Source organism: Snodgrassella sp. ESL0253 (genome assembly GCF_013344965.1).
Classification (GTDB): domain Bacteria; phylum Pseudomonadota; class Gammaproteobacteria; order Burkholderiales; family Neisseriaceae; genus Snodgrassella; species Snodgrassella alvi_B.
Map to the genome: position 1 here is coordinate 283,799 of NZ_JAAEDQ010000002.1, position 11,039 is coordinate 294,837.

At 42.4% G+C, this 11,039-nt stretch carries 10 protein-coding genes; 7 read left to right on the forward strand and 3 right to left on the reverse strand.

What is annotated here, in order from left to right; translation table 11 throughout:
• Positions 1–3 precede the first annotated feature (3 nt).
• The 6 genes from rseP (at position 4) to lpxA (ending at position 6,670) form a co-directional block, all read left to right on the forward strand.
• Positions 4–1,344, forward strand: coding sequence for an RIP metalloprotease RseP (gene rseP / locus GYX26_RS03165; protein ID WP_174827996.1), 1,341 nt, complete (start codon positions 4–6; stop codon positions 1,342–1,344).
• A gap of 3 nt (positions 1,345–1,347) precedes the next feature.
• Positions 1,348–3,723, forward strand: a complete 2,376-nt coding sequence (gene bamA / locus GYX26_RS03170; RefSeq protein ID WP_174827997.1) for an outer membrane protein assembly factor BamA — start codon at positions 1,348–1,350, stop codon at positions 3,721–3,723.
• Positions 3,724–3,747: 24 nt separating this feature from the next.
• Positions 3,748–4,248, forward strand: a complete 501-nt coding sequence (locus tag GYX26_RS03175; protein WP_100090366.1) for an OmpH family outer membrane protein — start codon at positions 3,748–3,750, stop codon at positions 4,246–4,248.
• Between the two features lie 9 nt (positions 4,249–4,257).
• The gene (gene lpxD / locus GYX26_RS03180; RefSeq protein ID WP_174827998.1) at positions 4,258–5,319 is read left to right on the forward strand and encodes a UDP-3-O-(3-hydroxymyristoyl)glucosamine N-acyltransferase; all 1,062 of its coding nucleotides are present in this window, start codon (positions 4,258–4,260) and stop codon (positions 5,317–5,319) included.
• 4 nt (positions 5,320–5,323) lie between these two features.
• Positions 5,324–5,782, forward strand: a complete 459-nt coding sequence (fabZ, locus tag GYX26_RS03185) for a 3-hydroxyacyl-ACP dehydratase FabZ (RefSeq protein WP_100090368.1) — start codon at positions 5,324–5,326, stop codon at positions 5,780–5,782.
• Positions 5,783–5,893: 111 nt separating this feature from the next.
• On the forward strand, positions 5,894–6,670 hold the full coding sequence (gene lpxA, locus GYX26_RS03190; protein ID WP_100114176.1) for an acyl-ACP--UDP-N-acetylglucosamine O-acyltransferase: 777 nt from the start codon (positions 5,894–5,896) through the stop codon (positions 6,668–6,670).
• 977 nt (positions 6,671–7,647) lie between these two features.
• Here the strand turns inward: lpxA and GYX26_RS03195 are convergent.
• The 3 genes from GYX26_RS03195 to GYX26_RS03205 all read right to left on the reverse strand — a co-directional run bounded on the left by GYX26_RS03195 (position 7,648) and on the right by GYX26_RS03205 (position 9,573).
• A complete protein-coding gene (locus GYX26_RS03195; protein ID WP_174827999.1) occupies positions 7,648–8,061 on the reverse strand; it encodes a biopolymer transporter ExbD in 414 nt (137 codons plus the stop codon).
• A gap of 3 nt (positions 8,062–8,064) precedes the next feature.
• Positions 8,065–8,730 (reverse strand): MotA/TolQ/ExbB proton channel family protein, encoded by a 666-nt coding sequence (locus GYX26_RS03200; protein ID WP_174828000.1) that lies wholly within the window; start codon positions 8,728–8,730, stop codon positions 8,065–8,067.
• Between the two features lie 78 nt (positions 8,731–8,808).
• Positions 8,809–9,573 (reverse strand): energy transducer TonB, encoded by a 765-nt coding sequence (locus tag GYX26_RS03205; protein WP_174828001.1) that lies wholly within the window; start codon positions 9,571–9,573, stop codon positions 8,809–8,811.
• A gap of 330 nt (positions 9,574–9,903) precedes the next feature.
• Between GYX26_RS03205 and GYX26_RS03210 the strand changes: the two genes are divergently transcribed.
• Positions 9,904–10,635 (forward strand): hypothetical protein, encoded by a 732-nt coding sequence (locus tag GYX26_RS03210; RefSeq protein WP_100114179.1) that lies wholly within the window; start codon positions 9,904–9,906, stop codon positions 10,633–10,635.
• Positions 10,636–11,039: the final 404 nt, after the last annotated feature.

Consider the following 11,039-nt stretch of genomic DNA (forward strand, 5'->3'; position numbering starts at 1 on the left):
ACCATGTTATTAACCATAGTTGCTTTTATCGTAGCGATTTTACTGCTGGTAAGTTTGCATGAATTAGGCCATCTGGTTGTAGCACGCTGGTGTGGTGTTAAAGTACTGCGCTTTAGTATAGGTTTTGGTAAGCCATTTTTTTGCGTTAAACGTGCCAATATCGAATGGTGTCTGGCACCAATCCCACTCGGTGGCTATGTCAAAATGGTTGATACCCGTGAAGGTGAGGTCAGTGAGGCCGATTTGCCTTACGCTTTTGACCGGCAACACCCGCTAAAACGCATTGCAATCGTCGTTGCCGGTCCACTAACCAATCTGATGCTGGCCGTATTGCTGTATGCTGCCAGTTTCAGTGTAGGCGGTATTACTCAGATTCGGCCATGGATTGGCATGGTTGAACCGGCAAGCGTAGCGGCAGAAGCCGGCTTTCAGCCGGGTGACCGCATCGTTAAGGTGAATGGACAGGCCGTAACCGACTGGACAGATGCTCAGGCAAAAATCATGCTGAATCTGGATGGTGGTAAAGTTCAGGTTGACGTCATTACTGCTGCAGGACATTCCGGACAGCGGCAGCTAAATATCGCCGGTACAGATGCCGCAGATAATGTTGCCAAAACCGGTTATCTGGGTATCATGCCATTTAAAGTTATCAACCAGATAGGCATGGTTGTACCCGATAGCGTTGCAGCAAAAGCTGGCTTGCGTCCCGGTGATATCCTGTTAACCATTAACGGCCGCAAACTCACAGGCTGGCAGGACTGGGTGGATAGCATCCGTGCCAGTGCTGGTGCTAAACTGGATATTACTTATCAGCGCAACGGGCAGACCCTGCAAACCAGTTTGCGACCCGCCTCAGTAGTGGAAAATGGTACCATTATCGGACAGGTTGGCGTAGGTGCCATGCGCGATAAAGCATGGGATACCCAGATTCGCCAGCATTATCAGCCCGGCTTTTTTCAATCAGTACAACTGGCTATGCAGCGTACTTGGGATTACATTACACTAACCCTTTCCATGTTTGCCAAATTACTCACCGGTCAGGCATCGCTGCATTATCTTTCCGGTCCTTTAACTATCGCTGATGTGGCTGGCAAAACCGCAGCCATGGGCTGGCAGAGCTATACAGAATTTCTGGCACTCGTTAGCGTGAGCCTTGGTGTACTGAATTTATTACCCATTCCCGTGTTAGACGGGGGGCATTTACTGTATTATGCGATCGAATGGATTCGCGGTAAGCCTCTGAGTTTACGTATACAAGAAATAGGACTACGTTTTGGTATCGCTGCCATGTTAATGTTGATGCTGGTGGCTTTCTTCAATGATATTACCCGCTTGTTTGGATGAATGATGAAATTAAAGCAGATTACTGTCAGTTTAATGGCTCTGGGCCTGTCTTCACTGGCGTTGGCAGTCGAACCGTTTACCATAAAAGACATTCGGGTAGAGGGTTTACAGCGCACCGCACCGACAACCGTTTTCAGTTACCTGCCAGTTAAAATTGGTGATACTTTCACCGATGTCGAAGGTGAAGACATTATTAAAAGATTATATGCCACAGGCTTCTTTGATGATGTCCGGGTTGAGACTATGGGCAATCAGGTGTTGTTAACCGTAGTTGAACGGCCGATTATCAGCAATTTCGATGTTACCGGTGGCAAGTCAATCAATAACAACGACATCAAGAAAAATCTGAGTAGCTTTGGTTTAGGGCAATCACGCGTGTTTAATCCGGCGACACTGGAGCAGGCCATACTCGGTTTGCAGGATGCATATCGTCAGCGCGGTAAGAATGCCGTGAAAATCACACCTAAAGTCACACGGCTGGAACGTAATCGTGTTGCGCTCGAACTGAACATTGACGAAGGTTCAACCACAACCATCAAATCCATCAATTTTAGTGGTAACAAACAGTTCTCAGCACATACCTTGCGCAAACAGATGTCACTGAGCCAGAAAAGCTGGACAAGCTGGCTAACCAGAGATGACCGTTATTCCGATACCCAGTTACAGCAGGACCTGGATAAAATCAATAATTATTATCAAGATCATGGCTATCTGAATTTTCGCATTGCTGATGTCAAAATGAACAATAGCGAAGACAAAGCGCAGCGGGTGATTAATATCACGGTGGATGAGGGCGCCCGTTACCGCTGGGGTAAAGTAACCATTGGCGGCGATACTCGCGAAGTACCGGCAGAATCATTACAGAAGCTGGTTAAAATCAAACAGGGCAAATGGTATAACCGCGCACAGTTGATTGATGTCATCAAGGCAATTCAGGAAAAAATGGGTAGTTCAGGTTATGCCTTCTGCCAAGTTAATGTTCGTCCGGTGCCTGATGAAAACACCCATGTTGTCGATTTCGTCCTGAACGTAGTACCAGATCGGAAAGTATACGTTAATCAGATCAATATCACCGGTAACAACAAAACCCGCGATGAAGTATTGCGGCGTGAGTTGCGGCAAATGGAGCGCGCTCCGTATGATGTATCTAAAATTAACCGTTCCAAAGAGCGCATTCAACAACTGGGCTACTTTGATAATGCTGAGGTAGATATTAAGCCCGTGGCAGGTACACCCGATCAGGTGGATCTGGATATGAGCGTCAAAGAACGTTCAACCGGTTCCATCAATGTCGGTGCAGGCTGGGCACAGGATGATGGTTTGCTGCTGTCAGCAGGTATTTCACAGGATAACCTGTTTGGTACCGGTAAATCTGCCAGCCTGCAATTATCCCGTTCCAAGGTTAATCAGGTTGCCGCCTTGTCATTTACCGATCCGTATTTTACCCCCGATGGCGTAAGTCTGGGTTACAACATGTACTATCGTGGTTACAACCCCAGTAAATCCGATAGTAACTCCATGGATTACAAAACCACCACCATCGGTGCAGCCATGACTATGGGGGTGCCAATTACTGAATACGATCGGGTGAATTTCAGCCTTGGCGCTGAGCATCTGGCCGTAAACCTGTATGGTGATTACGCACCGCAACGTTATGCTGAATTTGTGCAGAAATATGGTAAAGATAACTGGATATTCAAAGGTACCGTAGGCTGGGGGCGCAATACCACTGACAGTGCATTATGGCCTACTCGCGGCTACATAATGAATGCTAATATAGACAGCGGTTTACCTGGCGGTGATTTACTATATTACAGAATCAACCACGATCAACGCTGGTATTTCCCATTAAGTAAAAACTTTACCCTTATGTTATATGGTCAGCTGGGATATGCAGACGGCTATGGTAAAACCAAAGATTTACCATTTATGTATGCCTTTAGTGGTGGTGGTTTAGGTTCAGTCCGTGGTTATGAATCCGGTACACTCGGTCCCAAATATTTCAATCGCTACAGTGATGGTTCTTACAGCAGTGATTCCAGCAGTTATGGTGGTAATTACACTGCTAATGCAACTGCGGAGCTTTTATTTCCGTTTCCGGGAATTAAAGACCAGCATACTGTCCGCCTGAGTATGTTTGCTGATGCCGGTAGCGTATGGGATAACAAAACCTACAACTACCAAGATGAAAAGGACCCCTATGGCGGCTCCAAAGCACACAAATCCAGCTTTGGTAACGAAGTGCGTTACTCCGCAGGTTTGGCTGTTACCTGGTTATCGCCGATGGGACCTCTGAAATTCAGTTATGCCTATCCGATTCACAAAAAACCAGAAGACCAGTTGCAACGCTTCCAGTTCCAGTTAGGAACCACGTTCTAATCGTAGTCAGATAAGGACAAATTCATGCTTAAAAAAATTGTCTTAACATTTGCTGCTACCCTGCTTTCCTGTACTCTGGCATGGGCAGAAAGCATACAAAAACTTGGCTTTATTGATACCAGCCGGGTTTATCAGCAATCTATTCAGGCGCAGTCCATCCAGAAAGATTTGGATAAAGAATTTGCACCACGGCAGAAAAAACTGCAAGCCATGCAAACTGAAGGCCTGAAACTCAAAGAAGCAATTGAGTCCGGCAAAATTCCTGTGACAGAACGGGAAGTAAAAATCAAACAGATGTTACAAATGGATCAGCAGTATAAAGAAGCGGCGGCTGAACTGGCAGAAGATTACAACCTGCGCCGCAATGAAGAATTTGCCTCACTCCAGCAAAATGCCAATAAAGTCATTATCGATATGGCACGGAAAGAGGGTTATGACCTTATCATTCAGGATGCCATATTTGTCAACAGCAAATTTGACATCACTGATGCCGTTATCAAAGCACTAAATGCACAAAAACAGTAAGGCAGAATCATGGCTGTGAACCAGATAACCGCCACAGCTCTGGTTGAACAACTGGGCGGACAATTGCGTGGTGATGATGTCATTATCACCAGTATAACCTCATTGCAACAGGCGCAGGCGCATGATATCAGCTTCCTGAGTAATCCTCGCCTGCGTGCTGAAGCCATTGCCAGCCATGCTGGTGTATTAATTGTTACCGAAAAATCTGCTGAAATTTTGGCTGGCCGTTCCCTGATTATCACCGACGATCCCTATCTTTACTTTGCGCGTGTTGCGCGTCTGTTTCATCCACGCCCGCCGTCCAAAGCAAGTATCCATCCCAGTGCAGTTATTGCTCCAACGGCACAAATTGCAGCCAGTTGTGAAATTGGTGCCCATGTAGTTATTGGAGAGCACTGTGTCATTGGTGAAAACACGCGTATTCTGGCTGGTACAGTCATTGAGGAAAACTGTACATTAGGCAATGATTGTATTATTCATGCCAACGTAACCATTTATCATGGCTGCCAGCTGGGTAACCGGGTAGAGCTACATTCCGGTTGTGTTATTGGTGCCGATGGGTTTGGTTTTGCCTGGGACAAACAGAAAAACGAGTGGTTTAAAATTGTTCAGACCGGCTGCGTAGTTCTGGGCGATGATGTTGAAATCGGTGCCAATACCACAATTGACCGCGGTGCTATTGAAAACACCGTTATTGAAAACGATGCCAAAATTGATAATCAGGTGATGATTGGACATAACGGTAAAATCGGTGCCCATGTAGCCATAGTGGCCTGTACCGGCATTGCCGGTAGCACAGAAGTGGGCGCTTATTCCGTTATTGGTGGCGCAGCGATGATTGGCGGTCATTTAAATATACCGCCAAAAACAACTATTGGAGCAGCTACTGCTGTTAGTCACAGTATCAAGGAAAGCGGCCATTATGCTTCTATATTCCCATTACAAAAACACAGTGACTGGGTAAAGAATGCGGCACATATTCGTCATTTACACGAAATGCACCAAAAAATAAAAGCATTGGAACACAAATTAGCCGAGTTGAACGGCAATTCATCAAACCAACAGGATTAAAGCAATGGATTGGTCTTTACCTCTAGACGTTCGTACCTTACAAAAATTATTGCCTCACCGCTATCCATTTTTACTGATTGACCGTGTTACCGCTTACGATAGCGAAGCCATGACGCTGAGTGCAATCAAAAATGTAACCACTAATGAACCCTTTTTTCTGGGGCATTTTCCCGATTTTCCAGTTATGCCCGGCGTTCTGATTATCGAAGCCATGGCACAGGCTTGTGGCACACTGGCCATTCTTAGCCATGGTGGCCGTGACGATGATGAAATTTATTTCTTCGTTGGTATTGATAATGCCCGTTTCAAACGCCAAGTTATACCCGGTGACCAGCTTAGATTTGAAGTAAAACTATTGGCAAACAAACGCGATATCGGCAAATTCAAAGCTACTGCATGGGTAGAAAATCAGATTGCAGCTGAGGCCGAAATCATGTGTGCCAAACGCAAGGTAGACAAGTAAAGGTTACCCATAGCCACACAATACAATAGATTTAAGTGCATAAGTGCACAACTCAAATATTAATCACATATGATTAAACTGGTCGTTAAACCACGACTGTAGGAAATATACATGACGCAGATTCACCCCACAGCCATTATTGATCCCAAAGCCGAACTCGATAGTAGCGTATCTGTGGGTGCTTATACCGTAATTGGCGCCAATGTGCAGATTGGTGCCGATACCGATATCGGATCGCATGTTGTTATAGATGGGCATACCACTATTGGAACAGGCAACCGGATTTTTCAGTTTGCTTCACTGGGGGCAATTCCACAGGACAAAAAATACCGTGGCGAACCTACCAGACTGATTATTGGTAACAACAACACCATCCGAGAATTTACCACCTTCAATACCGGCACCGTTACCGGTATTGGTGAAACCCGTGTAGGTGACAATAACTGGATCATGGCTTACGTTCATCTGGCTCATGATTGTGTTGTTGGCAACCATACAGTCTTTGCCAACAATGCATCCCTTGCCGGACATGTTGTCGTTGGTGATTATGTAATACTGGGTGGTTTCTCACTTGTACACCAATTTTGTAATATTGGCGACTATGCCATGACCGCATTCGCTGCCGGCGTACACAAAGATGTTCCGCCTTATGTAATGGCCGCCGGTTATCGCGCCGAACCTGCCGGGCTTAATACCGAAGGCTTACGTCGCCATAACTTTACGGCAGAACAAATTGCCAACATCAAACGCCTGTATAAAATTCTTTATCGGCAGGGATTAAGTTATGCTGATGCCAAAGCCAGAATTATTGCAGAAGCAGATTCAGCACCCGAATTACACGTGTTCAAAGAATTTTTTACCCACTCTACACGCGGCGTAATCCGCTAGAACAGGCCAAATAAAACAGGTAGATTGGCCAGAAGTTAATCTATCTGTTTTATCTATACAACCAGACTTCAATCAGACAAATATATTCTTCAGTATCAAATCAGGTTCAAAACTGGGCATAAAATATCTTATTATTTATATATACATATCTGAAATAATATTTCATATTCAACATCACATATCCGGATTATTTGCTTAGTAAAATATTGCTATCATTTTATTTTAGCAATAGCTATTGAACTACACATGTCCCTAAAAATTTAAATGCAATTACTACGTGGTTTAGCCCAACAGATATCACCATAGCCATATCACTATATAAATAATATCTACAGTATCCAGTTGCACCATAATAATCCTGCACAATATAATCAAATAATAAAAATTTGATGGCAAAGGGAAAATGAATTGTTTCAATTTGTAGCAAATATACTTGAGGAAATACTGGATATAATCCTTACAATATTTTTTCTGAGAAAATATAGAGAAAAAAACAACGTCGACAACAGTCTATAGAGAAAGATATTTATAACTAGATCATATTATTCTGGGTTATGCCGGTGCTAATAGTAGGCGTAGATGCCATAATTCCTATAATATTAACTTATTTCTTCCATGCTCAACTAAAAACGGTACTCTGTATATTATTAATATATTTTGGAGTAAGTATACATTTATTAGTTAAAAAATGGCTTAACAGTTAAATTTGGATTTAAGCAGACAAGAACAACTCCAAAAATCACATTTGTATATTTGATTCATACTCGAAATTATCTCATTCGCACGACTAAAATCAGCATATTAATGCAATTTAGCGGTCAGCTGAATAATAAATAGTACATACAAAATACCATTATTTATTAAACTGATTTGAAAAAACGGGCTTTCTTTTTTAAGAAAGCCCATTAATATAGTTACCCTGAAAGGGTAAAGGGACAAAGTAAACTTTAATAGTCTGAATTAGCAACTAACTCTTCTCACTTATCTTCCGTAACAAAGCCTACTTTCACCAGGCCTGCATCCCGTGCCGCTGCCAAAACCTGCGCAACATAATCATAAGCCACGTGTTTATCAGCAGCAATGGCCAGCACCACATCTGGATCAGCCTGTACTTTCAGATGTAAATCATTCTGCAATTGTGCCAGCGAAAGAGTCTGATCACCTAATTTATATTGCCCGTCAGCCCCGATAGATAAACGTAATGGCGATTTAGGTTCCGCCTGTTGTGCAGGATTGGCAGTAGTAGGCAAAGTTAATGGAATAGAGTGAGTTAATACCGGCATCGTAATCATAAACACAATCAACAATACCAGCATTACATCAACCAGCGGCGTCACATTAATATCTGCTGATTCATGAACCTCATCATCACTGAAATGACCAAATGCCATCATTTAATCCCTATTATTCAATAACTGCGCATGTAAATCATGAGCAAAGCCATCAAGATCGCGACTTAAATTTTTCTTACTGCGTACCAGACCATTATAAAACAACAATGCCGGAATAGCAGCAAATAAACCAATGGCTGTGGAAACCAATGCCTCACCAATTGGGCCAGCAACTGCTGCAATACTCATCTGCCCACTATGGCCAATATTAATTAAAGCATGATAAATACCCCACACAGTACCAAACAGACCAATAAATGGCGCACTCGAACTGATTGAAGCCAGTACAGTCAATCCACTTTCATAGCGGCGCATAACCTGTTCCATACTATTGCGAATCTGGCTTGTGAGATACTGATTGAAAGGCATCGCTGCGGCCAATGAATGATTAGCTTTATCATGATAAAGCTTACTGGCATGCAAAGCATCACGTGTCAATAAAGCTACTGGCGACTGGTTATTTGCCAGCTCATGCTGCAACTGAGCCAGATTCTCAGCAGTTGCAAAACAACTTAATGCAGCGCGATTATCACGTTTAGCACACCATAAACTCCAGCAACGTACTAACGCAATAATCCAGGTCATAATGCTCATCAAGACAAGAATGGCCAAAACCGTCAGCAAAATCCAGCCACTCTGGGCATAAATTGAAGCAATATTACCGTCCATAAGAATAATTACCTTCAAAGTTAACAATGATTTAATTAAATCATTTCAAAATACAAAATTACATTACCATTATTGCTATCAATTAGATATTCTAAAAACCACATCAAAATGATATTTATATGGAATCGGCATCCCGCCACGGGTAGCAGGCTTGAAACGATACTTCAATACTGCCTGTTTAGCTGAGCGGTCAAGACGGCTATAACCACTACTTTTACTTATCACTACATTTTGTGCTTGACCATCTGCTGATACCGAAACAGTTAACCCTACAACGCCTTCTTCCCCATTACTCTGTGAATCAGCAGGATAAACCGGTTTTAATGCTGCCAGAAAACCACCCTGATATTCTTTTGGTACTACCAAACTGCCGCCAGCCTGATCCCCGCTACTTTTACCATTTGCAGATGTAGCTTCAGATTTTTCACTAGTATTTGCAGACGTTGGGCTCGAGACATTATTTACAGGTACAGGCGCTATTGGAGCAGTTTTTTCTACCGCTGGCGTTAATCTTGATTCATCCGCTTTCGGTGGAATAACCTTAAATTGACTTTCTGTCTTGGGCGCAACCACAGGCTTGATCAGTGATTTCTCGGGCATCATTTTTTTAGCCGGTGCTTTCACCGATTGCTTATGCACAACAGATTGCTGCGATTGTGGCTTGGAGGGGGCATCATCAACTGCCTGATTTGAACTCATGCCCAAATCAACAAAATTAAGTGTTTGCAGATTAATATCAATTTCTTGTTGTGCATGAACAGCCATTATTGCCCAAAATAGAACAGCATGCATTCCCAGTACGAGAACAACAATCAAAAAATTGACTTTACGTTGGTTTTCCATATTTTTGTCATGATAATAGAAACCATTATTATTTGCAATATAACTAAATACTAAAACCTTAAGACCGCCCTAACTAGGCCAAACTAAACAATTTACAAACTTATTAAAGCTTAAGTAAACTAGATTTTGAATCTAACTTATACATAGCAAAGCCATATTCAAGCATATTCCATCGCCTGACTATGTTTGAATATTCTCAGTTATTAAAAAAAATTAGATATTTGATAAATATAAATTATATTGCTAAAGTTATAAGACGCAGCTATTGCATATTCAACACCAATAACATTGTTTGGATAAATAATTAATTATGAATAACAGGAGAGACACATGAAAAAACAAATCATGGCAATCATGTCCGCTTTTGCTGCTGCTCAGGCATTGGCAGCAACACCTACATTAAATTGGAGTATTCCAACTTCCAGCGTGATACAAAATATCACCTTTGCTATTACCATCAATCAGGCGGCACCCGTAGATGAATTTTATTTTGCCAATCAATTTGGCTTTACCGGAGGCGGAGGAATAGGCTATACCGGTATCCAGCCTACTACTAATGCCAGAGATGGTTCACGTCAATTCATGGTTTTATTCAGCAGCTTTCGTAAAGACACCATTCCCAGACACCCTAATTGCAAAGGTGGTGCAGATGGAGCCAGAAGTGGTGCAACCTGTCGCAAATATATACCAGGAGAGCTGGGCGACACCTTTACTTTTAGAGTACAAAAAGATGGCAATCTATTGATGGGCACCGTTACTAATAAGACTACCGGACGCCGAGATATCATTGGGCAATGGGAAGTTAGTCCATCTGCCGGCAATCTGGCTAATAAACAAATATCGTGGATTGAAAATTACAAAATGAATAATCCATCATTCCATCTGACTTGCGACAAAAAAGGCTGGCCTTACTATGAAATTAAATTTTTGCCACCTACCGCCAACAACGACACCATCAAAGGTACTATTTCTACCCTATCCGGCGGTTCACAGGCCTGTCCGGGTGCCATTACCTGGCAACATGATGAAAGTGGAACATTAGTAAAAGGTGGCTATAAATAACATTCACGACTCAGCAACCTAAAAAGCACGCGTGAAAGCGTGCTTTTTAATTATTTAATTTATCAGTACACGTAGTCTTATTCAGAACCATAATTACAGTTAAAAGAAAGTATTGAATCAAGGGAAATAATATAAAATTGAATTTGCACTTAAAAATTATTTATAACCATAAAGATAACGATACAAATACAAATTAGTGCAGCTAATATCCCCATTTCCAAAAGCCGCCCAATATAGAAACCACTCATTGCAGAAACGACAATACCAAATAAAAGCACTTTATTTAAAGTGCGACTGATACAGAAAAAGCCGAAAAACCGATACTAAATGGAGTCAAAAGCAGCCGGTAATGACTATGGCGAAAGAAAAAGCGCGAAGATAAAAGGCAAAGGGGGGTAAAAAGT

What these genes read in the sequence shown, in the direction of transcription:
- rseP (WP_174827996.1), top strand. Translation starts at nt 4, where the DNA reads ATGTTATTAACCATAGTTGCTTTTATCGTAGCGATTTTACTGCTGGTA.
- bamA (WP_174827997.1), top strand. Translation starts at nt 1,348, where the DNA reads ATGAAATTAAAGCAGATTACTGTCAGTTTAATGGCTCTGGGCCTGTCT.
- GYX26_RS03175 (WP_100090366.1), top strand. Translation starts at nt 3,748, where the DNA reads ATGCTTAAAAAAATTGTCTTAACATTTGCTGCTACCCTGCTTTCCTGT.
- lpxD (WP_174827998.1), top strand. Translation starts at nt 4,258, where the DNA reads ATGGCTGTGAACCAGATAACCGCCACAGCTCTGGTTGAACAACTGGGC.
- fabZ (WP_100090368.1), top strand. Translation starts at nt 5,324, where the DNA reads ATGGATTGGTCTTTACCTCTAGACGTTCGTACCTTACAAAAATTATTG.
- lpxA (WP_100114176.1), top strand. Translation starts at nt 5,894, where the DNA reads ATGACGCAGATTCACCCCACAGCCATTATTGATCCCAAAGCCGAACTC.
- GYX26_RS03195 (WP_174827999.1), bottom strand. Translation starts at nt 8,061, where the DNA reads ATGGCATTTGGTCATTTCAGTGATGATGAGGTTCATGAATCAGCAGAT.
- GYX26_RS03200 (WP_174828000.1), bottom strand. Translation starts at nt 8,730, where the DNA reads ATGGACGGTAATATTGCTTCAATTTATGCCCAGAGTGGCTGGATTTTG.
- GYX26_RS03205 (WP_174828001.1), bottom strand. Translation starts at nt 9,573, where the DNA reads ATGGAAAACCAACGTAAAGTCAATTTTTTGATTGTTGTTCTCGTACTG.
- GYX26_RS03210 (WP_100114179.1), top strand. Translation starts at nt 9,904, where the DNA reads ATGAAAAAACAAATCATGGCAATCATGTCCGCTTTTGCTGCTGCTCAG.